Genomic DNA, 26,461 nt, shown 5'->3' with positions numbered 1-26,461 from the left:
GCCGCCGCCGGCATCGATCCGGATGACCGGCGGTGGACGGTCGGACGGCGTCACCGGCCGTCCTCAGGTGATGACCGGACTGCGCGCCGATGCCCGTTCGAGGCGCACCTTCATCGGCAGCCCGATGGCCTGCCACTGACGCTCTTCCTCATCCAGCGCCGCCGCCGTCAAGGGAAGGTTGCGCAGCCATTCGGCATCGGCCACCACCACATGGCCGCGCCCGTCCCGCCGGAGGCGCAGGGGCGGCACGCCGCGACCATCGCGGGCACGGTGCACGACTGCAGCAAGACGCAGGCACAGGATCAGGCGCCACTCAGGGCTATCGAGTTCCAGGGCACTGACCCGGGCCAGCTTGCCCCGATGGGCCAACACCATGCGCGCGAGGCGCCCCTGGTCCATCCTGGAGAACCCGGGCATGTCGGCGTTGCCGAGAATGTAGGCGCTGTGCTTGTGGTAGCTGGAGTGAGCCACCGACACGCCAATCTCGTGGAGCTGCGCCGCCCACTCCAGGAAGCGCCTGTCAACGTTCTCCTCGTCCGCCGCGTCGGGATCGAGCTGGAGCAGGAAGGCTCTCGCGGTCTCGGCCACCTGGCGGGCATGGGCGGCATCAACCCCGTAGCGCTCCACGAAGGCCGCCACAGTGGCATCCCGCAGGTCGTGGTGGTGGTAGCGACCAAGCAGGTCGTACAACACGCCCAGACGCAGTGCACCTTCGGAAAACGTCATGCGCTCGAGGCCGAACTCCTCGAAGACCGCCCACATGATGGCAAACCCGCCGGGCAGAACAGGCAGACGATCCGGGCGCAGGCCCTCGAGCTGCAGGCTGTTTACATTGCCCGCCCTGAGCATCAGCGCACGCAGACGCTCCAGGCCACTGCGGGTAATGCCCCCGTCCGACAGACCGTTGAGTTCGAGGATATCCACAAGGGCCTTCGCCGACCCACTGGACCCCACCGCCTCTTCCCACCCGACCTCGCGGTAGGCGTGGGAGATCGTCTGTATTTCCTTCTGCGCCGCCAGTTCGGCATCGCGCAAACCTCGCCGATCCACCCGCCCGTCCGGAAAATGCCTGAGCGAGAAGCTCACGCAGCCCATGTACAGGGACTCCAGGGCAATTGGCTGAAAGCTCTTGCCAATCACGAACTCGGTGGAGCCCCCCCCGATATCCACCACCAGTTGCTGCCGATGGGGATTGGGCAGGGTGTGGGCGACGCCTACGTAGATGAGTCGCGCCTCTTCACGGCCTGCGATGACTTCAATCGGGAAACCCAGGGCGGCCTCGGCCTGCACAAGGAAGTGGGCCGCGTTCTTGGCCACCCGAAGGGTGTTGGTCGCCACCGCACGCACCGCATCCGGCGAATAGTCGCGCAGGCGCTCGTTGAAACAGCGCAGTGCGCTGATCCCGCGGAACTGGGAGGCCGCATCAAGCATGCGATCGGGCGACAGGCCCGCAGCGAGGCGGACTGACTCCTTGATACCATCAAGGGGGTAGATCTGGTCATTGACGATCCGTCCGACCTGCAGACGGAAACTGTTGGAACCAAGATCAATGGCTGCAATCAACTCACGGTTCATGAATCACACGGAAGATGCGCCAGCGGCGCCAAGGCCCCGAATTCTAGCACCCGGGACAGAGTCGGCCATGCGAATCCACCCGGCAGCCCCATCGTCATCCAAACGAAACATAAACGTCACATACTAAAAGCCGAACCGTAATACCACGAGGATCCAGCATGCACCGTACACAGCCCGAGCGCCATTTCAGCACCGATCACTTCGTCAACCGTGAGCTGTCCTTGCTGCAATTCCAGCGCCGTGTGCTGGCCCAGGCGGCCGATCCGTCGGTTCCGTTGCTTGAGCGCCTCCGCTTTCTCTGCATCGTGTCGAGCAACCTCGACGAATTCTTCGAGGTCCGGGTCGCGGGCGTCAAGGAGCAGCAGCGCCTGGGCAGTCTTGTCCTGACCACGGACGGGCTGACCCCAAGCGAACTGCAGGCCCGGATCAGCCGCGAAGTGCATTGCCTGATCACCGATCAGTACAACCTGCTCAACAACACCATCCTTCCCGCGCTGGCCGCCGAGGGCATCGTCTTCCTGCGCCGCTCGGTATGGACCGACGCCCAGCACCTGTGGGCCAGGGACTACTTCATCCGCGAAGTGATGCCCGTCCTCACCCCCATCGGCCTGGACCCGGCCCACCCCTTCCCGCGGGTACTCAACAAGAGCCTCAATTTTGCCGTCGAACTGGAGGGCCGGGATGCCTTCGGGCGCAGCTCGGGCGCCGCCATTGTGCAGGCCCCCCGCGCCCTGCCCCGGGTCATCCGCCTGCCCAAGGACCTTACCGGTGTGGACTATGGTTTCGTATTCCTGTCCTCCATGCTGCACGCCCATGTGGGCGAGTTGTTCGAGGGCATGAACGTACTCGGCTGCTACCAGTTCCGGGTGACCCGCAATTCCGACATGTTCGTGGACGAGGAAGAGGTGAAGGATCTGCGCGCCACCTTGAAGGGCGAACTGCAACAACGCCACTATGGCGACGCCGTGCGTCTGGAGATCGCCGACAACTGCTCCGAGGCCATGGCAGCCTTCCTGATGACCCAGTTCGGTCTCGACCGCGAGGACGTCTACCGGGTCCCCGGCATGGTCAATCCTGTCCGCCTCAACCAGGTGCCCGACTGGGTCGAGCGGCCCGATCTCAAGTACCGATCCTTCCGGCCTGCACGGCCGAAGGGGCTTGAGAAACAGGAGAACATCTTCCGCGCCATCCGTCGCCAGGACATCCTGCTCCATCACCCCTTCCAGAGCTTCGAGCCGGTCATCGAACTGCTGAAGGCCGCGGCGGACGATGCCGATGTGGTGGCCGTCAAGATGACCGTCTATCGCACCGGCACCGACTCAGTGCTGATGGAACATCTGGTCCGCGCCGCCCAGAAGGGCAAGGAAGTCACTGTGGTGCTCGAGCTGATGGCGCGTTTCGACGAAGAAGCCAATATCAGCTGGGCCGCGCGTCTGGAGGAAGTCGGCGCCCACGTCGTGTATGGCGTCTTCGGCTACAAGACCCACGCCAAGATGCTGCTGCTGGTGCGTCGCGAGGAAGGCACCCTGCGCCGCTATGCGCATCTGGGCACCGGCAACTACCATCCGCGCACGACCCGCTTCTACACCGACTTCGGCCTGCTCACCGCCAACGAGGAAATCGGTGCAGACGTGGCGGAGGTCTTCAAGCAGCTCACCGGGCTTGGTCAGGCCGGGCGCCTGCGCCACCTCTGGCAAGCACCCTTCACCCTGCAACCCAATGTCGTGCAAGCCATCAAGGATGAGGCGGAGATCGCCCGGGCCGGACGCAAGGGTCGCATCATCGTCAAGGTCAATGCCCTGCTTGAGCCGGAGACCATCGAAGCGCTCTACGAAGCCTCCCGGGCCGGAGTGGAGATCGACGTGATCGCCCGCAGCGTATGCGCGCTCAAACCGGGCGTGGCCGGTCTCTCCGAGAACATCCGGGTCCGCTCGGTTGTCGGGCGATTTCTGGAACACCACCGGATCTTCTACTTTGGCGCCGACGGGGCGGACAAGCTCTACCTGTCCAGCGCCGACTGGATGGAGCGCAACTTCTTCAAGCGCATCGAAATCGCCTTCCCCATCCTCGACCCTAAAGTGAAACGGCGTGTAATGAAGGAGGGGCTGCGCCCCTACCTGGGCGACAACTGCCAGGCCTGGGAACTGGGCAATGACAACCAGTATCGCCGCAAGAACCCGCGCACCACACGCCGTTCGGCCCAGGAGATCCTGCTCAAGGAACTGAGTGGCGTGCAGAGCGCCTGACCCGCTTGTGCTCCCATGCTCAAGCAAGGGAGCACTGGCAGGACAGCCCCCCTGTTGTAGAATCCGGGATCGCTCCATTCACCGATGGTCCTGCCTCCATGTTCCTGCCCCAACGCCGCCTGATTCTTGCCGCCCCCCTCATTGCACTCCTCGCCGCCTGCGGCGGGGGCGGTTCTTCCGCACCGGCACCCTCCAACGTCACTGTGGTGGCCGGTGAAAACCAGGCCTTCATCAACTGGACAGCCGAAGCCGGCGTCGAATACTGGTTGTGGTTCAAGGCAGGCACGAGCGTTTCCCCGGGTGGCGACACCACCAGCTACCGTTTGAATGTGTCACCGCCCTACGTGCTCACCGGCCTCACCGATGCCACGGAGTACGCTTTCACCCTCAATGCCCGCAAGGATGGCGGCGAAGGCGGGCCTGGCTCGACGGTGAAAACGGCCACCACGCGACTGGCCGGCTCGAGCTGGTACACCGGCGGCACCCTCGGCTCGGGCAAGACCCTGCGCAGTGTGGCCTACGGCCTCACGACCAGCGGTTCCAGCACCTATTCCTATGTGGCGGTTGGCGACGGTGGCGCGATCTTCCGTACACCGGACACCTCCACCGGCCGTAACTACGTCTCGTCCGAACCCCTGACCTGGACCACGCCGACCGGCACCGTCGTCGACAGCAGTGTCGATCTGAAGGGCGTGGTGTACGCCAGCAGCATCGCCAAGTACGTGGCGGTCGGCAGCAATGGCACCGCCGCCTACAGTTCCGACATCAACACCTGGACCACCGTCGCCAGCACCGCCACCGGCACCACCCAGACCCTCAACGCCATTGCCACCAACGGCTCCACCGTGGTGGCTGTGGGCGACAACGGCGCCCTGCGCTACTCCAACGACGGCATCACCTGGAACGCGACCACGGTAAGCCCGGCCATCACCGCCAACCTGCGCGGCGTGGCCTACTCCACCAAGGGTGTATGGGTGGCTGTCGGCAGCGGTGGCACCGTGCTCACCAGTACCGACGCCGTCAACTGGACGGCCACCACCCAGAGCGGCGACCTCACCGCAGTGGCAGCCGTGGCCACCACCAGCAACAGCGTCACCACCTACACTTTCGTAGCCGTCGGTGCCGATGGCACGGTACTCACCAGCAATGATGCCAGTACCTGGAGCAGCACCGTCCTTGCCGGCAACCTGACCGCCGTGTCCGCGGCCTCGCGACTGGTGGCCCTGGGCACCAACGGAACGATCTACACCCGGGAGCTCACCGGCACCACCTGGACAGCACAAACCTCGCCGTTGGCGGGCAGCACCCTGTACGGTCTGGTCAATGCCCAAAGCATCTACACGGCCGTCGGTGCCGGCAGCGCCAGCATCTACGCCTACTGAGCATTGCCGCCCGCACGCAGCACCGACGGTGCTGCAGGCCGGTCCGCCGAGTGGAGCCGCCATGCCCTGGCCGCTCCACTTTTCACTTTCCGAGTCGCGTCCGATCCACCCATGCAGTCCAGTCCGCACAACACCCGCTTCCTGAGCCGCTCCCTCGCCGCTGTGTGGCACCCGTGCACCCAGATGAAGCACCACGAGCAACTGCCGCTGATCCCCATCGCCAGGGGTGAGGGCGCCTGGCTCTTCGACATGGACGGACGGCGCTACCTGGACGGCATCAGCTCCTGGTGGGTCAACCTTTTCGGCCACACCAACCCGCGCATCGGCAATGCCCTCAAGGTTCAGCTCGACACCCTGGAACACGTGATGCTGGCCGGCTTCACCCACGAGCCGGTAGTCGAACTCTCCGAACGTCTGGCCGCCCTCACCGGTCACCACCTCGGCCACGCCTTCTACGCCTCCGACGGCGCATCGGCCACCGAGATTGCCCTCAAGATGAGCGTCCATTTCTGGCGCAACCAGGGCAAGCCGGGCAAGAACCGCTTTGTCAGTCTGGCCGGCAGCTACCACGGCGAGACCGTCGGCGCCCTGGCCGTCACCGACGTCGCCCTGTTTCGTGACGCCTATGCCGACCTGGTCCGCGGTGGCACCTGCGTGCCCAGCCCCGACACCCGCCTGGCCGCAGCCGGTGAAAGCGCTGCCGATGTGGCCCGTCGCGCCGCCGCCGCCCTCGAGGCCCACCTCCAGGCCCACGCCGACGACACCGCCGCCCTGATTGTCGAACCCCTGGTGCAGGGCGCGTCGGGCATGGTCATGTACGACCCGGAATACCTGCGCCTCGCCCGCCAGCTCTGCGACCGCTTCCAGGTCCACCTCATTGCCGACGAGATTGCCGTCGGCTGTGGACGCACGGGCAGCTTCTTTGCCTGCGAGCAGGCCGGCATCTGGCCGGACTTCCTGCTCCTTTCCAAAGGTATCTCCGGCGGCTACCTGCCCCTGTCCATCGTGCTCACCACCGACGACGTGTTCACCGCCTTCTATGACGACGCCGCCGCCCGGGGCTTCCTGCATTCCCACTCCTATACCGGCAACCCGCTGGCCTGCCGCGCCGCCCTGGCAACCCTCGACATCTTCGCCCAGGACGACGTGATCGCCGCCAACCGGCGCAAGGCCGCCCGCCTCGGTGACGCCTTCCGGAGCGCCGTCGGCAGCCACCCACAGGTGCGCCACCTGCGTCAGCAGGGCATGATCCTGGCCTTCGATGTGGCTGATGCGCCCTCCGGCTTCTCCCGCCGCTTCTTCGCCGAAGCACTGAGCCGGGAGCTGCTGCTGCGCCCCATCGGCAACACGGTCTACACCATGCCGCCCTACATCCTGTCCGACGACGAGATCGACTTCCTCGCCAGCCGCTGCGCCGCGGCCCTGGAGGCCAGCCTTGGCTGAACACCTCGACCCGCTGGACGCGCTGCGCGCCGGACTGGGCGAGCTCGATGCCGCCGGCCTGCGCCGCCGCCGCCGCGTCGTCACCACGCCCTGCCGGCCCGGTACGCGCCTGGCCGACCGTACCGAGCCCGTCGTCGCCTTCTGCTCCAACGACTACCTGGGCCTCGCCGCCGATCCGGCCATCGCCGAAGCCGTCCGCCGCGGCAGCCAGCGCTGGGGCACCGGCTCCGGCGCCTCGCACCTGGTCAGCGGCCACTACGCCGCCCACGAGGCCCTGGAGCGGCGCCTCGCCGCTTTCACCGGCATGGAGGACGCGCTGTATTTCTCCACCGGATACATGGCCAACATCGGCGTCATGCCGGCCCTGGTCGGCCGCGGCGATGCCATCTTCGCCGACAAGGTAAATCACGCCTCACTGGTGGATGGCGCCCTGTTGTCCCGGGCCGAGTTCATCCGCTATCCCCACTGCGATCTGGCTGCGCTGGAAAGTCGCCTGGCCGCCTCCCACGCCCCGCGCAAGCTGATCGTCACCGACGGCGTGTTCAGCATGGACGGCGACATCGCCCCCCTGCGCGAACTCCTCGCCCTGGCCGAAGCCCACCAGGCCTGGCTGCTGGTGGATGACGCCCACGGCTTCGGCGTGCTCGGCCCCCAGGGGCGTGGCTGCCTGGCCCATTTCGGCCTTGCCTCACCGCGCCTGATCTACATGGGCACCCTGGGCAAGGCCGCGGGCGTGTCCGGCGCCTTCGTGGCCGGCCAGCGGGACGTGATCGACTGGCTGCTCAACAAGGCCCGCAGCTACATCTTCACCACCGGGGCACCGCCGATGCTGGCCGAAGGCCTGCTCACCGCCCTCGATCTGATCGAACAGGGTGACGACCGCCGCGCCCACCTCAACGCCCTGATCGCCCGCTTCCGGGCCGGGCTCAGCCTGCGCCGCTGGCAGCTGCTGCCCTCCGACACCCCCATCCAGCCCCTGGTGATCGGCGACAACCACGAAACCCTGGCCGTCGCCCGGGCCCTCGACGCCGAGGGGCTGTGGGTCCCGGCGATCCGCCCACCCACCGTGCCCAAGGGCTCGGCACGCCTGCGCATCGTGCTCTCGGCGGCCCACAGCAACGAGCAGATCGATCAACTGGTGGACACCCTCCGGCGCTTGGAGGCTGCACGGCCATGACCAGCCCCATTGTTCTCCTCCATGGCTGGGGGCTGTCATCCGCTGTGTGGGCGCCGTTGCAGGCCGCCGTGGATCCGAGCCTGGACGTGCGGACCCTTGATCTGCCCGGCCACGGCAATGCGGACCCCGCCGGCCATACCCTCGAAAGCTGGTCCGACGCAGTGCTGGCACAGATCCCGGGGAGCAGTCTGCTGGTCGGCTGGTCCCTCGGCGCCCAACTCGCCCTGCACTTGGCCCGCCACCATCCTGACCGGGTCGCCCGACTGGTCCTCATCAGCGCCACACCACGCTTCGTGCAGGCCGACGACTGGCAGGCCGCCATGCCCGCCGATACCCTGGCCGACTTCCGACGCAGCTTTGATTTAGAGCCCACCAGCACCCAGCGCCGCTTCATCGCCCTGCAGGGACTCGGTGATGCGCGCCGGCGCGAGGTGGTCAATGGTCTGGGCCATGCCGCGACGCCACCGGATGAGGCCCGCAAGGCCGCACTCGCCGACGGCCTGGGGCTGCTCGCCAGCATCGATGTGCGCAGCACGGTGCCACAAATCCGGCAGCCCGTCCGCCTGCTCCACGGCGCCGGCGACACCCTGATGCCCGTTGCCGCTGCCGAATGGCTGGCCGACACCCTGCCCGACGGGCGCCTGAGCATCTTCGCCGATGCCGGCCACGCGCCCTTCCTGTCACGCCCCCAGGACTGCGCCAGCCTGATCGAGGGCTTCGCCCGTGACTGACGCACCAGCCCCCAAGCGCTCCGTGCGCAAGGCCTTCGACAAGGCAGCCGACGCCTACGATGCCGTCGCCACCGTTCAGCGCAGCGCCAGCGATCACCTGCTCACCATGGTCGCGGCCCAGACGCTCCAGCCCCGCCGCATCGTCGACGCCGGCTGCGGCACCGGTTATGCCCTCACCGGACTGCAGCAACGCTTCCCCGATGCCGATCTGATCGCCCTCGATTTCGCCCCGGCCATGCTGCGCCGCCACGCCCCCGGCCTGGCCTGGCCCCTGTGCGCCGATCTGGAGAGACTGCCCCTGGCCGACGCCAGCATTGATGCCATATGGTCCAGCTATGCCCTGCAGTGGTGTCATCCACGCAGGGCCCTGCCCGAGCTCGCGCGCAGCCTGCGCCCTGGTGGCCAGTTATGGATCGCCACCCTCGGCCCCGGCACCCTGCATGAACTGCGCGATGCCTTCCGGCTGGTGGACACCCACGAGCACGTGCTGCCCTTCCAACCGCCGGAAGTGGTCGAGGACGCCGCCGAAGACGCCGGGCTGCGCATCTTGGTCAGCGAACGCGACACACTCCAGGCCTGGGCCCCCGACCTGCGCGGCCTGCTCTCCGACATCAAGACCCTTGGTGCCCACCACACCGGTGCCGCGCGCCGCGCGCCCCTGGGCAAGACGGCCTGGCACAAGCTGGTCAAAGCCTACGAGATGCACCGCACACCGGCCGGACTGCCCGCCTCCTACGACACCTTCTGGCTCCTCGCGGAAAAGACATGAGCGCCTACTTCATCACCGGCACCGACACCGAGATCGGCAAGACCTTCGTCACCTGCACCCTGCTCCACGCGGCCCGGGCCCGCGGCTTGAAGGCCGTGGGCATGAAGCCGGTGGCCGCTGGCGCCGACACGATCCAGGGTGAGTTCATCAACGAGGATGCCGCCCGCCTGCGCGCGGCCGGCAGCTTCGACCCCGGTCTCGCCCTGCTCAACCCCTACTGCCTGGCCAGCCCGATTGCCCCGCACATCGCCGCGGCCGAGGAAGGCGTGCGGATCGAGGCCGGACGTATTCTGGCGGCCTTTGACGAACTCGCCCGTCAGGCGGACGTGGTTTTTGTGGAAGGCGTGGGGGGCTTTCGCGTGCCGCTGGATGCCGGCTACGACACCGCCGACCTGGCCTGTGACCTGGCTCTGCCGGTGATCCTGGTGGTAGGCATGCGCCTGGGCTGCATCAACCATGCCCTGCTCACCGCCGAGGCCATCCAGGCCCGGGGCCTGAGGCTGGCAGGCTGGATTGCCAACCAGGTGGATCCGGCCATGCTGCGCTTTCAGGAAAATCTGGACGCCCTGCGCCTGCGCATGGACGCGCCCCTGCTCGGCGTAGTTCCCTTTCAGCCAGGCGGCGAAGCCGCAAGCGCGGCGGCCAGCGTCAGCCTACCGGCCTGAACGGCGCTGGCGCAGTTGCTCGAACAGGCATACCCCGGCGGCGACCCCCACGTTCAGGGACTCCATGCCACCCGGCATCGGAATCAGCACCCGGCGGGTGGCCAGGGCGGCCACCGCTGGAGACAGCCCCTGCCCTTCCGAGCCGAACAGCCAGGCCACCGGTAGATGCAGGTCCATGTCGTAAAGCTCAACCGCATCGCGCAGATCAGCAGCCAGAATCGCCCCCGGAAAACCGGCGAGGGCGAGGGCGACATCGCAACCTTCCCGCAAACGCAGGCCGAAGTGCGCCCCCATGGCGGCCCGCAGCACCCGCGGCGACCAGGCCTGGGCGCAGCCCGGCGTCAGCAGCACCTCCTCCACGCCGACCGCCGCCGCCGTGCGAAGGATGGTGCCGAGGTTTCCCGGATCCTGCACACCGTCGAGGACTACACAGGTATCCACCAGCGGCCCCGCGTCGGGTTGCGCCGGGATGGCGATTCGGGCCAGCACGCCGCTGGGCGAGTCCACCGGGCTGATGTGGGCAAACACCCGGTCAGGGACTTCGATGAGGACATCCGGGGCACAGTGCGCCAGCAGGGATGCAATCTCGGGCAGCGCCTTGCCACTTTCGCTCACCACCACCTGCTGCAGGGCAACACCTCGCGCCAGCGCCACCTCCAGCAGATGAGCCCCGTCGAGCAGGGTCTCCGCCTCCCGCCGCCGGTCCCGGGCGGACGTCGCTAGGGCATGCAGGTGCTTCACCGCCGGATTGTCGCGGGAGGTGATCAGCTTCACGATCAGTAGGCCAGGCCGAGGGTGGCCAGAGCCACGGTCAGCGTCCCCAGGGCCAGGTTGAGGGTGACCCGCTGGCGGATGAGGTTGAGCGCCTGCGCCCCCTGGGCCCAGCTCTCGGCCGCGACCGCCTGCTGCAGGGCCCGCCACGGGCCAAACCAGATGCTGACGAAGATGCCTGCCATCACCAGGCCGATGGCAGCCATGACATGCCACGACCGGGGTGCCTGGGCGAACCCGACCTCAAGCAGCATCGCAAACCCCGACACCACGATCACGGCGATGGCCACCCACACAATCCGGAAGAAGCGCCCCAGCACGGCGCTCCACAAACCGAGACGCTGGGCAGGCGGCAACGCAAGCGCCGCCGGACGCAAACAGAAATGGGCAAAGGCCATGCCTCCCACCCAGACCACGACACCGGCCAGGTGGATGAACAGCAGAAAATGATGGAGTCTCACAGGCAGTCCTCGTCGGTCCAGAGGGGCGGGTTGGCCAAAATGGCATGGACCGGCGCAAAACTGCGCCGGTAGATCGCACACACGCCATGGACCTTCAGGGCGGCAAGATGGGCCTGCGTCGGATAGCCCTTGTGTGCTGCCAGCCCGTATTGGGGATACTGCTTGTCGAGGGCCACCAGCAGGGCATCCCGTGCGGTCTTGGCCAGGATGGATGCCGCCGAGATCTCCGGCACCAGGGCATCACCCTTGACGATAGCCTCGCAGGGCATGGGCAGATGGGGGCAGCGATTGCCATCCACCGCCACCCTGTCCGGCACCCGTTGCAGCCCTGCGACGGCCCGCTGCATGGCGAGCATGGAAGCATGCAGGATGTTGAGGCGGTCGATCTCCTCGACGCTGGCCTCGGCAATGCACCAGGCCAGGGCCTTCTCGCGAATCTCCAGGGCCAGCGCATCGCGGCGCTTCTCGGAGAGCTTCTTGGAATCACCCAGACCGCTGATCGGCCGTGCCGGATCGAGGATGACCGCCGCGGCGACAACCGGTCCGCACAGGGGGCCACGCCCGGCTTCATCAACGCCACACAGAAGGCCTGGAGAACTACCCACGGGGCTCTCCGGGGCATTCCCCCCAATGGAAATAAGGGCGATACGGCGCCCCTCCGGGTTGCACCTTCATCGTCCGCGCCCCTGCAGGTAAGGCAGGATGGCCGCAGCAGCCCTGGCAGCGGTGTCCTGACGCAACTGCTGATGCATGTCGGTGAAGATACGGGTCAGCTCGGCCACCTTGACCTTGTCGGTCAGCCAGGCATCGAGGGCATCGGCAAGGGCCTGGGGCGTCGCCGCGTCCTGAAGGATCTCGGGCACCACCTCGCGCCCGGCCAGCACGTTCGGCAACCCAACCCAGGGCAGGTAGGCCATCCGTCGCATCAGGCGGAAAGACCACTTGCCCATCTTGTAGGTGATCACCATCGGACGCTTCAGCAAGGCGGCCTCAAGGGTCGCCGTACCGCTCGCCACCAGGACGACATCTGCCGCGATCATTGCATCGACGGCATGACCGAAAAGGATCCGGATCGGCAGATCCATGTTGGCGTGTCTGCGCAGGGCCTCCTCAAACAGCAAGCGGGTCTCCCGCGTTGCCAGAGGGACGAGGAAGCAGGCATCCGGATGGCGTTCGTGCAGCGCTGCCGCGGTGGCGATATAGGTGTCGGCGAGATTGCGCACTTCGGATTGGCGGCTGCCCGGCAACAGGGCAAACACCGGAACACCGTCAGGGATCTGCAACATCTCCCGTGCAGCAGCCCGATCAGGCACCATGGGGAAGACGTCGGCAAGCGGATGCCCTACGTAACTCACCGGCACGCCCTCCGCCTGGTAAAGGGGCGGCTCGAACGGGAACAGGCACAACATGTGGCTGACGGAACGGGCGATGCCCTTGAGGCGCCCCTTGCGCCAGGCCCAGATGGACGGGCCGACAAAGTGGATCGCTGGGATATGCCTGTCTTTAAGGCGCTTCTCGAGCCACAGGCTGAAGTCGGGTGCATCCACCCCGATGAAGGCTGCCGGTGGATCGGCAAGCAGGCGTCTCAGCAAGGTGCGGCGGATGCCGGACAGCTCCCGGTAGTTCTTCAGCGCATCGACATAGCCGTGGACAGCCAGCTTCTCGGCGGGCCAGAGCACCTTGAAGCCCTCCGCCTGCATCTTGGGGCCGCCGATGCCGAAGAACTCCGCATCCGGCAGATGGCGCTTGAGCGCCCGGATCAGGTGGCTGGCGAGGAGGTCACTGGACGCCTCGCCAGCCACCATGGCGATGCGCAGAGCCATGGACTAACGGACAATGCCACGACCGGAGTCGGCGATGAACTCGGAGAACGGCCGAAGCTCGGGAACATCCCCCGCAGCGGCGGCAATCTGCTGGCGCGCTTCGTCCAGGGTCAGCCCGTTGCGATAGAGCGTCTTGTAGGCACGCTTGATGGCCGCAATGCCGTCGCTGGAGAAACCGCGCCGCTTCAAGCCCTCGCTATTGATGCCATGGGGCGAGGCCGGGTTGCCCGACACAGTGACGAAGGGCGGGAGATCCTGCAGCAGCACGGTGCCTACGCCGCAGAAACTGTGGGCGCCGACTCGGACGAACTGATGGACACCGGTGAATCCACCGAGAATCGCCCAGTCACCCACCGAGACATGCCCCGCAAGGGTGGCATTGTTCGCAAAGATGGTGTTGTTGCCCACTGTGCAGTCGTGGGCAACATGGACATAGGCCATGATCCAGTTGTCGTTGCCAACCCGGGTCAGGCCACCATCCTGGACGGTGCCGGTACTGAAGCTGCAGAACTCGCGAATGGTGTTGCGATCACCGATCTCGAGGCGGGTAGGCTCGTTGGCGTATTTCTTGTCCTGGGGCTCCGAGCCGATCGAGCAGAACTGGAAGATCCGGTTGTCACGACCGATCCGGGTATGCCCCTCGATGACCACGTGCGGGCCAACCGTCGTACCCTCGCTGATCTCGACGTGCTCGCCGATGACCGAGTACGGCCCTACCTGCACGTCTGCGGCGAGGCGTGCACCGGGATGGACAATCGCAGTCGGGTGAATCGTCATCGTTTGATCGCGCACATGAATTCGGCTTCGGTTGCCACCTCACCGGCGACACGGGCAACCCCCTTGAACTTCCAGATGTTGCGGATGGTGCGGACAATCTCGACCTCGAGCATGAGCTGATCACCGGGCACCACGGGACGCTTGAAGCGGACATTGTCCACCGAGGCGAAATACACCATCGCGTCCTTGTCCGGAATCGTTCCGTCGGTCTTGAAGGCCAGCACCGCTGCAGCCTGGGCCAAGGCCTCGATGATCAGAACGCCGGGCATGACCGGGTTGTGCGGAAAGTGACCGGGAAAGAAGGGCTCGTTGATGGTCACGTTCTTGAGGCCCAGGGCGCGCTTGCCGAGCTCGATCTCGACGATCCGATCCACAAGCAGGAAAGGATAACGATGCGGGATGTACTGCTTGATTTCGTTGATGTCGATGATTTCGCTCATGATTTCTTTTCCATTTCGGCGAGCCTCTTCTCCAGCTCGCGCACCCGGTCTGCCATTGCATCGAGACGGCGGAGGTGTGAAAAATTCTTGATCCAGTCCGCGTGGGACTGAATGGGAACAACCGAGGTGTACACCCCAACCTTGTCGATGTTCTTGGTCACATTGCTATCTGCAGACACAACCACGTCATCCGCCACCTTCAGGTGCCCGGCGACCCCGGCCTTTCCGCCCACCATGACCCTCTTGCCGATGTGGGCGCTGCCGGCAATGCCCGCCATGGCTGCCATGATCGTGTCGTCACCCACATGACAGTTGTGGGCGATGTGGATCAGATTGTCGAGCTTGACGCCGCGTCCGATCACGGTATTCCCAAGGGCGCCGCGATCAATGGTGGTGTTTGCACCGACCTCCACATCATCCCCGAGGACAACCCGGCCAATCTGCGGGATCTTGACCCAACGCTTCTCCCCATCCCGGGCAAAGCCGAGCCCGTCCGCCCCGATGACGGCGCCCGCATGCAGGATGGCCCGGGCGCCGACGACGCAACCGTCGTAGACCTTGACACCGGCATGAAGAATCGAGTCCTCACCAATCTCCACACCGTCGCCTATCACGCATCCCGGGCCAATGACACAGCGCTCGCCAATGCTGCATTCCCTGCCGATAACCGCATTGGCCCCCACCGCAACGGACCCGGGCAGGTCGGACGAGACGATCGCACCGGGCTGAAGTCCGGGCGCAGGACGTCGGGGCGGATTGAACAACTGGGCCGCCCGGGCGAAGTAGAGATAGGGATCCGGCGTGAGAATGCGCGGCCGGCTGGTCAGATCCGCCGCCTTGGGGGACAGGATGAACGCCGACGCAGCACTGTTAGCAAGTGCCGAAGCAAACTTGGGATTGGAGAGGAATGTCAGCTCCCCGCTTCCCGCCGACTCAATGGACGAAATCTGCCTGACCCGAACAGTGGAGTCACCGACAAGCTCACCGCCGAGCTGCCCTACGAGCTCGCCAAGGGAGAGTTCCATCTGCGCCGACTTACTTGGCTTCGCTCAGGGCCTTGATCACCTTGTCGGTGATGTCAATGCGCGGGCTGGCGTAAACAGCCTCCTGGAAGATAATGTCGTATTTGTCCGCTTCGGCGATCTGCTTGATCGTCTTGTTGGCACGCTCAAGCACCCCCGCCAACTCTTCGTTGCGACGCTGGTTCAAGTCTTCCCGAAACTCACGCTGCTTGCGCTGAAACTCGCGGTTGAGGTCGTTGAACTCGCGCTCCTTGTTGCGGCGCTCGCCCTCGCCCATGGTCATGGAATTCTTCTCGAGGGCTTCCTGCATACCTTGCAGTTGCTTCGCGATGCGCTGAAGATCCTGATCGCGCTTTTCGAATTCCTTCTCGAGCTTTTGCTGCGCCTTCTTGGCGGGCGTCGCTTCCTTCATGACCCTGTCGGAATTGACGAAACCGACCTTCACCTCGGCGGCAGCCGTCTGCGCAAACGTGGCCAGCAGCACTGCTGCCAGCATGGAAATGCCAATACCCTTCACTCAAACCTCCATCTGCATGCAATACGGTTCGGTCGCGATCAGAAAACCGTACCCAACTGGAACTGGAATTTCTGCGTACGGTCGCCCTCTTCCTTCTTGAGCGCCTGACCAAGGCTGAACTTGAGGGGGCCGACGGGAGAACTCCAGGAGAACGCCAGGCCGGCACTGTAACGCAAATCGGAAGCCCGAACCTTGTCGTCTGCCCCCCACACGTATCCCGCATCGGCAAACAGCGACAGACGCATGGATTTGTCCTTCTGCGAACCAGGCATGGGGAAATAGTACTCCGCGTTGCCAACCATGCGCCGATTGCCGCCCAGGGAACGAACAAAACCCGAACTGTCGGTATAGCGTGGCCCAAGGGTGCTCTGCTCATAACCGCGCACCGAACCAATACCGCCAGCATAGAAATTCTTGTAGAAGGGCAGTTCCTTGCCATCGTAGCCGTGGGCATAGCCCACATCACCGTTGAGCATCAGCGCGTAGCCGCCGCCGAAGGGAATCCAGTACTGATGCTGGTAGTTGGCGCGGACATAGCGCATGTCCAGAACCGGCGTGGCAACTTCCACCGACGCCCGCTGATACACGCCCGATGTCGGATAAAGGAAACTGTCGCGGCGATCCCGGGCCCACCCGGCTGTCGCCAGCAGACTCCGCGCAGTGTCACCGAAGGTATTGACGAAATTGACGTAGGGCGCTGGGCTGGAATCGTAGACCTTGATGGTGGTCTGGTCGATCGAAAGACCAAAATTGATCCGGTCATCTTCGGCAATCGGGTAGCCGAAACGGATACCCGCACCGATGGAGGAGCTCTTGTAGGTCGCCACCGACAGGGAGGTCGGATCAACGTTTCGCTGATAGATATCCCAACCCACGCTGACGCCATCGATGGTCCAGTACGGATTGGTGAAAGACAGCGCTATCGTCTTGTTGATCTTGCCGGTATTCAACTGCAAGGTCATTGCGTTGCCGGTGCCAAACAGGTTTTGCTGGGAAATCGATGCCGAGAGGATGACCTTCTCGGAACTGGAAAAACCCGCACCCAGCATGAGGTTGCCCGTGGCGCGCTCCTTGACGGTGAAATTCGCATCCACCTGATCCGTGGCACCCGCGACCGCCGGCGTCTCGATGGAGACCTCGTCGAAATAGCCAAGACGGTCAAGGCGGACCTTGGACCGATTGAGCGCAGCCCCGTCGTACCAGGCGCCTTCCATTTGACGCATCTCGCGGCGGATCACTTCATCCCGGGTGCGCAGATTGCCCGCAAAATTGATCTTGCGTACATACACCCGACGCCCCGGATCCACAAAGAAGGTGAATGCCACCTCCCGCTTGGCCTTGTCCACCTCCGGCGCGGCATTCACGTTGGCAAAGGCATAGCCTTCATTGCCCAGACGATCACTGATGGCCTTGGTGGTCGCGGTGATGTTGTCACGCACGAAAGTGTCACCGGCCTTGAGCTTGACGAGCCCCTGCAGCTCAGCTTCGGGCACCACCATCGTGCCGGCCAGCTTCACATCGGAAACGGTATATTTTTCACCTTCACTGATGCTGAGGGTGATGTAGATGTCCTTCTTGTCGGGGGTGATCGACACCTGGGTCGAATCGATGCTGAAGTCCAGGTAGCCGCGATTCAGATAGTGGGACCGCAAGGCTTCGATATCAGCGGAGAGCTTTTGCTTGGAGTACTGATCGCTCTTGGAATACCAGGTCATCCAGCCCGGGGTGGTCAGGGAGAAGAGCTCAAGCAGCTCCTTTTCCTTGAACACCTTGTTGCCGATGATGCTGATCTGACGGATTCGCGCCGCCTCGCCTTCGACCACGTTGAAGTTGACCCCCACCCGATTGCGCTCGAGGGGCGTGACCGTGGTGGTGATTTGCACGCCGTAGAGCCCCTTCGACAGGTATTGGCGTTTCAGCTCCTGCTCGGCACGCTCCAACACGGCACGATCGAAGATGCGCGATTCGGCCAGACCGACCTCCTTCAGCCCCTTCTTCAACGCCTCCTTGTCAAATTCCTTGATCCCCACGAAATCCACTTGGGAAATCGCCGGACGCTCATCCAGCACAACGACGATGATGTCCTTGTCCACCTCGATCCGGACATCCTTGAAAAAACCGGTGGCAAACAGGGCCTTGATCGCCTGGGAAGCTTTGTCGTCGGTGAACTGCTCACCAACCTTCACCGGCAGATAACTGAAGACCGTACCGGCCTCAGTCCGCTGGATACCTTCAATACGAATGTCTTTGACGACGAATGGCTCAAAGGCCAATGCGGGAGATGCCACGAAAAACGCAGCGATCACCCCGGAAAGAAGCTTGGATTTCATCCGATTTCAGCTAGCAACAAGGCGGTTGATGTCGTTGTAGAAGGCGAAAGCCATTAGCGCTGCCAGCAGGGCCATTCCGATCTGCTGGCCGATCTCCATTACTCGCTCGGAAACCGGGCCGCCCTTGATGATCTCGATCACATAATACAGCAAGTGTCCCCCATCAAGCACCGGGACCGGGAGCAGATTCAGAACCCCGAGACTGATGCTGATGAGCGCCAGAAACTTGATGTAATGGGACAAACCCATGCGTGCCGACTGTCCGGCAAAGTCAGCGATCGTGACCGGACCGCTAAGATTCTTCACCGAAACTTCGCCGACGATCATCCGCCCCATGACCGAAAGGCTCAGCGCTGCCGTATCCCATGTCTGCTCAACGCCCTTTCCGAGAGCATCAAGCAGATCGTATCGGACAGTCACGAACATCTGTTCGCGTCGCCCCTCCTGATCCGCAACGCCGACACCGATCCGTCCGATCGTGCGACCATTTTCCTCGACGGAGGCAGGAACGACGCGCGTCACGAAAGGAGCCCCACCCCGATTGACCTCGATCTCAAGGGATTGCCCCGGCGCATCGCGCACGGCCGTGACCAAGGTGGTCCAGTCATCCACACTCAGCTCCCCCACACGGATAACCCGATCACCCGTGCGCAGACCTGCGGCCTCGGCGGCCCCTCCCGGGCTCAGACTGCCCAGCACTGCCGGCAACTTCGGACGCTGCAGAGTCAAGCCAAGCTGGGCTGCGATGTCCTGTTTGTCCTGGTCCACCGTTGCGGCACTCAGGTCAAGCTTCCGAAAAGTGATCTCCCGCGCATCGTTGATCGTCTCGATCACCACCACCCGCTTGTCCAGGGCTTCGTTGATCAGCACCCAGCGAAACTCCTGCCAGGTCTCCACTGCGCGTCCATCCACGCTGAGCACGAGATCCCCGTCAGCAAAGCCAGCCTGCCGGGCAAGGCTGGCCGTCAGCGAAGGGCCGAGACGCGGACGCAGTTCCTCCACACCACCGGCATAAAGCCCCCAGTACAAGGCAACAGCGAGAATCAGGTTGGCCAGCGGCCCGGCGGCCACAATCGCGATCCGGCGCCAGACCGTCTGGCGATTGAACGCCCGATGCAGTTCGTGCGAGGCCACGGGCGCCTCCCGCTCGTCCAGCATCTTTACGTAGCCCCCCAGCGGAAAGGCCGAGAGCACCCACTCCGTCTGATCCGCACCAAAGCGGCGCAGCAGAAGTGGTTTGCCGAAACCGACGGAAAAACGCAGCACCTTGACGCCGCATAGTCGAGCCACACTGTAGTGGCCGAACTCGTGGACGACGATCAGGATCCCGAGCGCCAGCAGAAAGGGCAGGATGTAATCCAGCGGACCCATACCGCTCACGCGCCCAGCTCCCGCACAAGACTGCCGGCGATCTCGCGAGCCTGTCGATCAGCATCGAAGACTAGCTCAAGGCTGTCAGCCGCACGCGGCGGGATCGCATCGAGCGTATCCGCAATAACCGCCGAGATGCGGTCAAACCGCAGACCACCCTCCAGAAAACACCCCACCGCAACCTCGTTGGCCGCATTGAGCACCGCGGGTGCAACCCCTCCTTCTTCCAATGCCCGATAGGCAAGGGCGAGGCAGGGGAAGCGGGCGAAATCGGGGCGCTCGAAATCGAGCCGAGCGATCTCGAACAGATCAAGGGGGCGCACCCCGGCATCAATGCGATCGGGATAGGCCATGGCATGGGCGATGGGCGTTCGCATGTCCGGATTGCCCAACTGGGCGATGACCGACCCGTCCAGATACGAAACCATCGAGTGGATCACGCTCTGGGGATGGATGACCACCTCGATGCCGCTCGCCGGCAGACCGAACAGCCAGTGGGCCTCAATCACCTCAAGGCCCTTGTTCATCATGGTGGCGGAGTCGACGGAAATCTTGCGCCCCATGACCCAATTGGGATGGGCACAGGCCATGTCCGGCGTGACCGCAGCAAGCTCTTCCAGGGGCTTGCGCCGGAAAGGCCCGCCTGACGCTGTCAACAGGATGCGTGTAACACCGCTATCGTGGAGTCCGCGCTGAAAACCGGCCGGCAAGGCCTGAAAGATGGCGTTGTGTTCGCTATCAATAGGTAACAGGGTCGCTCCGGTCGCCGCGACCTCCTGCATGAAGAGCGCCCCCGACATCACCAGGGCCTCCTTGTTGGCCAGCAGGATGTGCTTGCCCGCCCGCGCCGCGGCCAGACTTGGCTCAAGACCGGCAGCACCCACGATGGCTGCCATGACCAAGTCCACTTCCGGTGCGGAAGCCACCTCGGCCAGCGCCGCTGCCCCCACCAGCACCTCTGTGCAGCAGCCCGCCGAATCAAGGCGGGACTGCAGATCGAGGGCATCGGCGGATTTGTCGAGAACGGCGTACGCGGGTCGGTGCGTCAGGCACTGCTCGAAGAGCTTGTCCACCTGACGGTGGGCCGTAAGGGCAAACACACCGAAACGATCCGGGTGTCGCGCCACAACATCCAGCGTACTGACGCCAATGGAGCCCGTCGCACCGAGCACCGTTACGAGTTTCTTGCCTTGATTCATGGCTTCAGGACGCAATCCAGAGTGCCAGCAGCCCGGTTATGGGCAGAGTGGAGGTAAGACTATCGATGCGGTCAAGCACCCCGCCATGGCCGGGCAGCAGGGTACCGCTGTCCTTCACGCCAGCCTGACGCTTGATAAGCGATTCGAAAAGATCACCGATGATGCTGATGGCGGTAAACGCAACCAGCGCCGGCACGGCGAGGAAATACCCACCTGATGACAGTCCATGCCCGACCATCGACAGGCAGATCAAACCATAGACCGTCACGCCGGCCACCGCACCAAAGGCCCCCTCCCAGCTCTTGCCTGGACTGATCGCGGGTGCCAACTTACGACGACCGAAGGCACGCCCCGTGAAATATGCGGCAATGTCGGCAATCCAGACGGCCGCCATTACCCCAAGCAACAACCAGGGACTCAGGAGTCGAAGGTGGGCGATGGCCAGGCTGGGCGGGAGGAGCAGAACCAGCCCGATCAACGCGGCCGCGCCGCGCCCCGGCAACTGCCAACGGGCCCGCAACCAGAAAGGTACGCACAGAACCCAGAACAGCGCGCTCACCGCATAGACAGGGGCAAGGCCAAAAGGAGCGACCGTGGCTTCCTGGTGCAGTCCTGCCACCGCGCCGGAAGCAAGACATAAGGCACCAAGGATGCCGGCGTAGATATGTCTGGATATACCGCCAAAGCCGAGCATGGTCGACCACTCCGAGGCCGCGACAGCGCAGATCAGGGACGCAAACACAAGCCATCCGACTGCGGGCAGCAGGAACAGTGCAGCAAGGAGACCTGCAAGCAGGAAAAGCGCGGTGATGACCCGCGCCTTAAGCATGATCTGAAGTGGTATCGGGCTTGTCGGAGACGAGCTGCTCACTGGTTCTGCCGAAGCGCCGCTCTCGCCCCTGATAGGACGCAATGGCCTCGCCCAGGGCAGCCTCGCCGAACTCGGGCCACAGCTTGTCCGTGAAATAGAGTTCGGAATAGGCAAGCTGCCAAAGCATGAAATTGCTGATGCGCTGCTCACCACCAGTGCGGATGAAGAGATCGGGTTCTGGGCTGAAACTGAGCGCCAGATGGGGCGCCAGATCTTCCTCGGAATAGGGGCGGCCGCCTGAGGTCGACGACGCTGCCATCATCTTCTCGACAGCCTGCATGATGTCCCACCGACCACCATAGTTGGCACAGATCGTGAGATTCATTTTGGCGTTCCCCGCCGTCAGGGCCTCCCCATCGCGGATGAGGGACACCAGAGCCTCGTCGAAGGGGGTGAGATCCCCCACCACGCGCAGACGAATCTCGTTGCGGTGAATCCTGTCGATCTCGGCCTTCAGGGACTTCACGAACAACTGCATCAGGAAAGACACTTCGTCCTTCGGACGACGCCAATTCTCGGAACTGAAGGCAAAGACCGTTAGGTACTCAACGCCACGATCAAGGCAGCTACGGATCACCTCTCGCAGCGAATCCACCCCCTTGGCATGGCCGGCGACCCGTGGCATCAGCCGCTTGCGTGCCCAGCGGCCATTGCCATCCATGATGATTGCGATGTGCCGCGGAACCTTCGAGGCCTCGGGTACGCTCCGAGTGGAGCTGAGAAACGGCAATCGCACCATATCGTATCGACCTGGAAGAAGAGGAACGGAAAAGCAGAGTCTGACCCGAAGGTCAGATCTGCATCAGCTCTTGTTCTTTCTGCGCGAGAAGCTTGTCGATCTCGACAATCGCCTTGTCCGTCAACTTCTGAACGTCGTCCTGGGCGCGACGCTCATCATCTTCCGAAACAGTCTTGGCCTTGAGCGCATCCTTCAGTGCGGCATTGGCATCACGCCGCAGATTGCGCACGGCCACCTTGGCGCCCTCACCTTCATGCTTCACGACCTTGATCAGCTCCTTGCGGCGCTCTTCCGTCAGGGCGGGCATCGGAACTCGGATAACCTCGCCCTGAGCGGCCGGGTTGAGACCCAGATCGGAATCACGGATGGCCTTCTCGACCTTGCCAACCATGGGCTTTTCCCAAGGCTGGACACCGATGGTACGCGCATCGATCAGGGTGATGTTGGCCACCTGACTGATGGGCACCGGACTACCATAGTAATCCACCATGACATGATCAAGAATGCCCACGTGGGCCCGGCCGGTACGCACCTTGGCGAGATCCTGCTTGAGGGCCTCGATGGAGCGCTGCATCTTGTGTTCAGTAGTTTTCTTGAGCTCGGGAATCATTGCTTCATCCTCAGCAGTAGACCAGCGTGCCTTCATCCTCGCCCATCACCACCCGCTTCAGCGCCCCGCTCTTGAAAAGGCTGAAAACATTGATGGGAAGACGCTGATCGCGGCACAGCGCAAAGGCCGTCGCATCCATGACCGCGAGATTCCGCGAAATCGCCTCATCGAAGGAGATCTTGTGGAAGCGGGTTGCCGACGGGTCTTTCTTGGGATCAGCCGTGTAGATGCCATCCACCTTGGTCGCCTTCAGCACGATGTCCGCACCAATCTCTGAGCCGCGCAGGGCCGCAGCGGTATCAGTGGTGAAGAAGGGATTGCCGGTGCCGGCACCAAAAATGACGACACGACCCTCTTCGAGGTAGCGGATCGCCTTGCCACGGATGTAAGGTTCGACCACCTGATCGATACGCAGGGCCGACTGCACCCGCGCATTGACCCCTGCAGCCCGGAATGCATCTGCAAGGGCCATGGCGTTCATCACCGTGGCCAGCATCCCCATGTAGTCGGCGGTGGCGCGATCCATGCCGGACGCGGCCCCCGCCATCCCACGGAAGATGTTCCCGCCGCCAATCACAATCCCGACCTCAACACCGACACGGGTCACATCGACCACATCGGCAACGATCCCGGCAACCACATCTCGGTTGATACCATAAGCGTCGTCACCCATCAGGGCTTCGCCGGAAAGCTTGAGAAGAATGCGTTTGTAGGCGGGCTGACTCATTGCTTGCGGACCTCTTACTTCTGGGCCGCAGCGGCGGCCTGGGCAGCCACTTCGGCGGCGAAGTCGGTCACCTTCTTCTCGATGCCTTCACCGACGATGTAGAGGGTGAAACCAGCAACGGAAGCACCCTTGGCCTTCAGTAGCTGGCTGATGGTCTGCTTGCCATCTTCAGCCTTGACGAAGACTTGATCCAGCAGGGTCACGTCCTTGAGGAACTTCTGCACGGTACCTTCAGCGATCTTCTCGAGCATGGCTTCCGGTTTGCCGGCCTCGCGGGCCTTCTCGATGGCGACACGACGCTCGACATCCAGCAGCTCGGCCGGAACGCCGGAGGCATCCAGGGACTTGGGCTTGGACGCAGCGATGTGCATGGCCAGATCCTTGGCCAGGGCTTCATCACCCCCCACCAGATCGATCAGCACACCGATCTTGGAACCACCATGGATGTAACTGGCCACGGCGCCCTTGGCTTCCACGCGCACAAAGCGGCGGATGGTCATGTTTTCGCCGATCTTGCCGATCAGGGCCTTGCGGACTTCTTCAACGCTCTGGCCGTTCAGATCCAGGGCGGAAAGGGCCTCGACATCCGCCGGGTTCTGGGTTGCCACCAGCTCGGCAACATTCTTGACCAGGGCCAGGAAGTCGTCGTTCTTGGCCACGAAATCGGTCTCGCAGTTCACTTCAACCATCGCGCCGAGCTTGGCGTCAGCGGAGATGTACACCCCCACGATGCCTTCCGCAGTTACACGGGCGGCGGCCTTGGAGGCCTTGTTGCCCAGCTTGATGCGCAGAATCTCTTCGGCCTTGGCCATGTCGCCAGCGGCTTCGGACAGGGCCTTCTTGCATTCCATCATGGGTGCGTCGGTCTTCTCGCGCAGCTCCTTGACCATGCCTGCGGTAATTTCCGCCATGCTTGCTCCTAAATATGTCTGTTTAATCGGATTCAGTAAGACTCAGACCTGCTCTTCGGCGCTGTCTTCCACTTCCACGAACTCGTCGGAACCGGCCGCAACGATCTCCTGGATGACCTGGTTCTTGCCTTCCAGCACGGCATCAGCCACGCCGCGGGCGTACAGGCGGATCGCACGGGACGAATCGTCGTTACCCGGGATCACGAAATCAACACCTTCGGGGGTGTGGTTGGTATCAACGACAGCAACAACCGGGATGCCCAGCTTGTTGGCTTCGGTGATGGCAATCTTGTGGTAACCCACGTCGATCACGAACAGGGCATCCGGCAGACCGCCCAGATCCTTGATGCCGCCGAGGCTCTTTTGCAGCTTCTCGAGCTCGCGGGACGCCATCAGGGCTTCTTTCTTGGACAGACGCTCAATGGAGCCGTCTTCCACCATGGCTTCCATTTCCTTCAGGCGCTTGATGGAAACTTTGACGGTCTTGAAGTTGGTGAGCATGCCGCCCAGCCAGCGCTCATCGACGTAGGGCATGCCGGCGCGACGGGCTTCCTCGGCAACGATTTCGCGAGCCTGACGCTTCGTGCCGACCATCAGCACGGTGCCACGGTTGGCAGCCAGCTTGCGCACGAAATCCATGGCCTCGTTGTACTTGACGAGGGTCTTTTCGAGGTTGACGATGTGAATCTTGTTGCGCTGACCGAAAATGAAGGGAGCCATCTTCGGGTTCCAGAAACGGGTTTGGTGACCAAAGTGGACGCCCGCTTCGAGCATTTGACGCATGGTGACAGACATTTTGTACTCCAATACAGAGGTTTGACCGCCGCCCAGCCTGCCTGGCCCGCCCATGCGGAACCACGCCTTGCCGCGAGCCATCCTTGCGGAAGACCCACCGGACCTCAATGGGCCGGACGTGTGAATTTTGCCTGGCACGTACCAGACAAGCCTCCGATTGTAGCAGCAACCCATTACATCCCTCAAGACCGGCCAGGCGCGGCGACTCTCTTGCCGGATTGCCCGCGCGCGCCGCATGAGCTAGCCTAGCGTGTCCGTACCCCGACAGATGAAGCCCATGAGCGTCACCATAAAAACACCACAGGAAATTGAAAAGATGCGCATCGCGGGCCGCCTGGGCTCCGAAGTACTCGACTACATCACTCCTTTCGTCAAGCCAGGCGTAACAACAGGCGAACTGGACCGGCTCTGCCATGACTACATGGTCGAGGTCCAGGGCTGCATCCCCGCCCCGCTCAATTACTGCCCCCCGGGCTACAAGCCCTACCCCAAGTCGATCTGCACCTCCATCAACCATCAAGTCTGCCATGGCGTACCTGGTGACAAGGCCCTCAAGAAAGGCGACATCGTCAACCTGGACATCACGGTGATCAAGGATGGCTACCACGGCGACACCAGCCGGATGTTTCTCGTTGGCGGCGAAAACAACTGCAGCATCCTGGCCAGACGTCTATGCCAGGTCACCTACGAGTGCCTATGGCTGGGAATTGCCCAGGTTCGCCCTGGCGCCCATCTTGGCGACATTGGCCACGCCATCCAGCGACATGCAGAAGCCAGTGGCTTCTCCGTTGTTCGCGAGTTCTGCGGCCATGGCATCGGAGCGAACTTTCACGAAGACCCCCAGGTTCTGCACTATGGCAAGCGGGACACCGGCATCGAACTCAAGCCGGGCATGATCTTCACCATCGAGCCGATGATCAATGCCGGAAAGGCGGCCATCTCGGAGCTTCCCGACGGATGGACCATCGTCACGCGTGATCGCAGCCTGTCCGCCCAGTGGGAGCACATGATTCTCGTCACGGAATCCGGCGTCGAGGTGCTGACCCTCTCCGCGAATTCCCCGGCGCGCCCGGATATCGTCGCCAACATTCTGCCCTGAGAAACCACCC

26 protein-coding genes are annotated in these 26,461 nt (G+C 63.5%); 8 read left to right on the top strand and 18 right to left on the bottom strand.

Going from position 1 to position 26,461, the window contains the following annotated elements; translation table 11 throughout:
* Positions 1-63 precede the first annotated feature (63 nt).
* Positions 64-1,575 (bottom strand): exopolyphosphatase, encoded by a 1,512-nt coding sequence (gene ppx / locus J0L98_RS06005; RefSeq protein ID WP_296410656.1) that lies wholly within the window; start codon positions 1,573-1,575, stop codon positions 64-66.
* A 158-nt stretch (positions 1,576-1,733) separates the two neighbouring features.
* Between ppx and ppk1 the strand changes: the two genes are divergently transcribed.
* The 7 genes from ppk1 (at position 1,734) to bioD (ending at position 9,988) form a co-directional block, all read left to right on the top strand.
* Positions 1,734-3,821, top strand: coding sequence for a polyphosphate kinase 1 (ppk1, locus tag J0L98_RS06000; RefSeq protein ID WP_296410655.1), 2,088 nt, complete (start codon positions 1,734-1,736; stop codon positions 3,819-3,821).
* Positions 3,822-3,919: 98 nt separating this feature from the next.
* Complete coding sequence (locus tag J0L98_RS05995) at positions 3,920-5,203, top strand: fibronectin type III domain-containing protein (RefSeq protein WP_296410653.1); 1,284 nt, start codon at positions 3,920-3,922, stop codon at positions 5,201-5,203.
* A gap of 111 nt (positions 5,204-5,314) precedes the next feature.
* Entirely contained in the window at positions 5,315-6,646 is a 1,332-nt protein-coding gene (gene bioA / locus J0L98_RS05990) for an adenosylmethionine--8-amino-7-oxononanoate transaminase (protein ID WP_296410652.1), read from the top strand.
* Positions 6,639-7,823 carry an 8-amino-7-oxononanoate synthase gene (gene bioF, locus J0L98_RS05985; protein WP_296410651.1) on the top strand — a complete coding sequence of 395 codons (1,185 nt, stop codon included), beginning with the start codon at positions 6,639-6,641 and terminating at the stop codon, positions 7,821-7,823. The genes bioA and bioF overlap by 8 nt, the downstream gene beginning before the upstream one ends.
* Positions 7,820-8,554, top strand: coding sequence for an alpha/beta fold hydrolase (locus J0L98_RS05980; RefSeq protein ID WP_296410649.1), 735 nt, complete (start codon positions 7,820-7,822; stop codon positions 8,552-8,554). The genes bioF and J0L98_RS05980 overlap by 4 nt, the downstream gene beginning before the upstream one ends.
* Positions 8,547-9,323, top strand: coding sequence for a malonyl-ACP O-methyltransferase BioC (gene bioC / locus J0L98_RS05975; protein WP_296410648.1), 777 nt, complete (start codon positions 8,547-8,549; stop codon positions 9,321-9,323). Before J0L98_RS05980 ends, bioC begins: the two co-directional genes overlap by 8 nt.
* Positions 9,320-9,988: a dethiobiotin synthase gene (gene bioD, locus J0L98_RS05970; protein WP_296410647.1), complete on the top strand. Its 669-nt coding sequence runs from the start codon at positions 9,320-9,322 to the stop codon at positions 9,986-9,988. The genes bioC and bioD overlap by 4 nt, the downstream gene beginning before the upstream one ends.
* On the opposite strand, the gene J0L98_RS05965 is transcribed toward bioD, so the two are convergent.
* The 17 genes from J0L98_RS05965 to rpsB form a co-directional block, all read right to left on the bottom strand.
* Positions 9,977-10,762, bottom strand: coding sequence for an RNA methyltransferase (locus J0L98_RS05965; RefSeq protein WP_296410646.1), 786 nt, complete (start codon positions 10,760-10,762; stop codon positions 9,977-9,979). The two genes, bioD and J0L98_RS05965, sit on opposite strands and share 12 nt — an antisense overlap.
* 2 nt (positions 10,763-10,764) lie before the next feature.
* Positions 10,765-11,220 carry a CopD family protein gene (locus J0L98_RS05960; RefSeq protein ID WP_296410645.1) on the bottom strand — a complete coding sequence of 152 codons (456 nt, stop codon included), beginning with the start codon at positions 11,218-11,220 and terminating at the stop codon, positions 10,765-10,767.
* Positions 11,217-11,825 (bottom strand): ribonuclease HII, encoded by a 609-nt coding sequence (rnhB, locus tag J0L98_RS05955; protein WP_296410644.1) that lies wholly within the window; start codon positions 11,823-11,825, stop codon positions 11,217-11,219. The genes J0L98_RS05960 and rnhB overlap by 4 nt, the downstream gene beginning before the upstream one ends.
* A gap of 66 nt (positions 11,826-11,891) precedes the next feature.
* Positions 11,892-13,043 (bottom strand): lipid-A-disaccharide synthase, encoded by a 1,152-nt coding sequence (lpxB, locus tag J0L98_RS05950; RefSeq protein WP_296410643.1) that lies wholly within the window; start codon positions 13,041-13,043, stop codon positions 11,892-11,894.
* Positions 13,044-13,046: 3 nt separating this feature from the next.
* Positions 13,047-13,820, bottom strand: a complete 774-nt coding sequence (lpxA, locus tag J0L98_RS05945) for an acyl-ACP--UDP-N-acetylglucosamine O-acyltransferase (protein ID WP_296410642.1) — start codon at positions 13,818-13,820, stop codon at positions 13,047-13,049.
* Complete coding sequence (fabZ, locus tag J0L98_RS05940) at positions 13,817-14,251, bottom strand: 3-hydroxyacyl-ACP dehydratase FabZ (RefSeq protein ID WP_349769113.1); 435 nt, start codon at positions 14,249-14,251, stop codon at positions 13,817-13,819. Before fabZ ends, lpxA begins: the two co-directional genes overlap by 4 nt.
* Before the next feature lie 5 nt (positions 14,252-14,256).
* A complete protein-coding gene (lpxD, locus tag J0L98_RS05935) occupies positions 14,257-15,285 on the bottom strand; it encodes a UDP-3-O-(3-hydroxymyristoyl)glucosamine N-acyltransferase (protein ID WP_296410641.1) in 1,029 nt (342 codons plus the stop codon).
* A gap of 10 nt (positions 15,286-15,295) precedes the next feature.
* Positions 15,296-15,799 (bottom strand): OmpH family outer membrane protein, encoded by a 504-nt coding sequence (locus J0L98_RS05930; protein ID WP_296402367.1) that lies wholly within the window; start codon positions 15,797-15,799, stop codon positions 15,296-15,298.
* A 38-nt stretch (positions 15,800-15,837) separates the two neighbouring features.
* Entirely contained in the window at positions 15,838-18,129 is a 2,292-nt protein-coding gene (bamA, locus tag J0L98_RS05925) for an outer membrane protein assembly factor BamA (protein WP_296410639.1), read from the bottom strand.
* A gap of 6 nt (positions 18,130-18,135) precedes the next feature.
* Positions 18,136-19,500, bottom strand: a complete 1,365-nt coding sequence (rseP, locus tag J0L98_RS05920) for an RIP metalloprotease RseP (protein WP_296410697.1) — start codon at positions 19,498-19,500, stop codon at positions 18,136-18,138.
* 5 nt (positions 19,501-19,505) lie between these two features.
* On the bottom strand, positions 19,506-20,699 hold the full coding sequence (gene ispC / locus J0L98_RS05915) for a 1-deoxy-D-xylulose-5-phosphate reductoisomerase (protein WP_296410638.1): 1,194 nt from the start codon (positions 20,697-20,699) through the stop codon (positions 19,506-19,508).
* Between the two features lie 4 nt (positions 20,700-20,703).
* The gene (locus J0L98_RS05910) at positions 20,704-21,528 is read right to left on the bottom strand and encodes a phosphatidate cytidylyltransferase (protein ID WP_296410637.1); all 825 of its coding nucleotides are present in this window, start codon (positions 21,526-21,528) and stop codon (positions 20,704-20,706) included.
* A complete protein-coding gene (gene uppS / locus J0L98_RS05905) occupies positions 21,521-22,309 on the bottom strand; it encodes a polyprenyl diphosphate synthase (RefSeq protein ID WP_296410636.1) in 789 nt (262 codons plus the stop codon). Before uppS ends, J0L98_RS05910 begins: the two co-directional genes overlap by 8 nt.
* Before the next feature lie 52 nt (positions 22,310-22,361).
* Positions 22,362-22,919, bottom strand: coding sequence for a ribosome recycling factor (gene frr / locus J0L98_RS05900; RefSeq protein ID WP_296402356.1), 558 nt, complete (start codon positions 22,917-22,919; stop codon positions 22,362-22,364).
* Positions 22,920-22,929: 10 nt separating this feature from the next.
* On the bottom strand, positions 22,930-23,646 hold the full coding sequence (gene pyrH, locus J0L98_RS05895; RefSeq protein WP_296410634.1) for a UMP kinase: 717 nt from the start codon (positions 23,644-23,646) through the stop codon (positions 22,930-22,932).
* 14 nt (positions 23,647-23,660) lie between these two features.
* A complete protein-coding gene (gene tsf / locus J0L98_RS05890) occupies positions 23,661-24,557 on the bottom strand; it encodes a translation elongation factor Ts (RefSeq protein ID WP_296410632.1) in 897 nt (298 codons plus the stop codon).
* Positions 24,558-24,599: 42 nt separating this feature from the next.
* On the bottom strand, positions 24,600-25,352 hold the full coding sequence (gene rpsB, locus J0L98_RS05885; protein ID WP_296410631.1) for a 30S ribosomal protein S2: 753 nt from the start codon (positions 25,350-25,352) through the stop codon (positions 24,600-24,602).
* A 277-nt stretch (positions 25,353-25,629) separates the two neighbouring features.
* Here rpsB and map point away from each other — a divergent pair, with 277 nt between their 5' ends.
* Positions 25,630-26,451: a type I methionyl aminopeptidase gene (gene map, locus J0L98_RS05880; RefSeq protein ID WP_296410630.1), complete on the top strand. Its 822-nt coding sequence runs from the start codon at positions 25,630-25,632 to the stop codon at positions 26,449-26,451.
* Positions 26,452-26,461 lie beyond the last annotated feature (10 nt).

It is taken from the genome of Zoogloea sp. (genome assembly GCF_017302315.1).
Lineage (GTDB): Bacteria > Pseudomonadota > Gammaproteobacteria > Burkholderiales > Rhodocyclaceae > Zoogloea.
This window is presented reverse-complemented; position numbering and strand designations above follow the sequence as displayed.

What these genes read in the sequence shown, in the direction of transcription:
- ppx (WP_296410656.1), bottom strand. Translation starts at nt 1,575, where the DNA reads ATGAACCGTGAGTTGATTGCAGCCATTGATCTTGGTTCCAACAGTTTC.
- ppk1 (WP_296410655.1), top strand. Translation starts at nt 1,734, where the DNA reads ATGCACCGTACACAGCCCGAGCGCCATTTCAGCACCGATCACTTCGTC.
- J0L98_RS05995 (WP_296410653.1), top strand. Translation starts at nt 3,920, where the DNA reads ATGTTCCTGCCCCAACGCCGCCTGATTCTTGCCGCCCCCCTCATTGCA.
- bioA (WP_296410652.1), top strand. Translation starts at nt 5,315, where the DNA reads ATGCAGTCCAGTCCGCACAACACCCGCTTCCTGAGCCGCTCCCTCGCC.
- J0L98_RS05980 (WP_296410649.1), top strand. Translation starts at nt 7,820, where the DNA reads ATGACCAGCCCCATTGTTCTCCTCCATGGCTGGGGGCTGTCATCCGCT.
- bioD (WP_296410647.1), top strand. Translation starts at nt 9,320, where the DNA reads ATGAGCGCCTACTTCATCACCGGCACCGACACCGAGATCGGCAAGACC.
- lpxB (WP_296410643.1), bottom strand. Translation starts at nt 13,043, where the DNA reads ATGGCTCTGCGCATCGCCATGGTGGCTGGCGAGGCGTCCAGTGACCTC.
- lpxA (WP_296410642.1), bottom strand. Translation starts at nt 13,820, where the DNA reads ATGACGATTCACCCGACTGCGATTGTCCATCCCGGTGCACGCCTCGCC.
- lpxD (WP_296410641.1), bottom strand. Translation starts at nt 15,285, where the DNA reads ATGGAACTCTCCCTTGGCGAGCTCGTAGGGCAGCTCGGCGGTGAGCTT.
- bamA (WP_296410639.1), bottom strand. Translation starts at nt 18,129, where the DNA reads ATGAAATCCAAGCTTCTTTCCGGGGTGATCGCTGCGTTTTTCGTGGCA.
- rseP (WP_296410697.1), bottom strand. Translation starts at nt 19,500, where the DNA reads ATGGGTCCGCTGGATTACATCCTGCCCTTTCTGCTGGCGCTCGGGATC.
- ispC (WP_296410638.1), bottom strand. Translation starts at nt 20,699, where the DNA reads ATGAATCAAGGCAAGAAACTCGTAACGGTGCTCGGTGCGACGGGCTCC.
- J0L98_RS05910 (WP_296410637.1), bottom strand. Translation starts at nt 21,528, where the DNA reads ATGCTTAAGGCGCGGGTCATCACCGCGCTTTTCCTGCTTGCAGGTCTC.
- uppS (WP_296410636.1), bottom strand. Translation starts at nt 22,309, where the DNA reads ATGGTGCGATTGCCGTTTCTCAGCTCCACTCGGAGCGTACCCGAGGCC.
- frr (WP_296402356.1), bottom strand. Translation starts at nt 22,919, where the DNA reads ATGATTCCCGAGCTCAAGAAAACTACTGAACACAAGATGCAGCGCTCC.
- pyrH (WP_296410634.1), bottom strand. Translation starts at nt 23,646, where the DNA reads ATGAGTCAGCCCGCCTACAAACGCATTCTTCTCAAGCTTTCCGGCGAA.
- tsf (WP_296410632.1), bottom strand. Translation starts at nt 24,557, where the DNA reads ATGGCGGAAATTACCGCAGGCATGGTCAAGGAGCTGCGCGAGAAGACC.
- rpsB (WP_296410631.1), bottom strand. Translation starts at nt 25,352, where the DNA reads ATGTCTGTCACCATGCGTCAAATGCTCGAAGCGGGCGTCCACTTTGGT.
- map (WP_296410630.1), top strand. Translation starts at nt 25,630, where the DNA reads ATGAGCGTCACCATAAAAACACCACAGGAAATTGAAAAGATGCGCATC.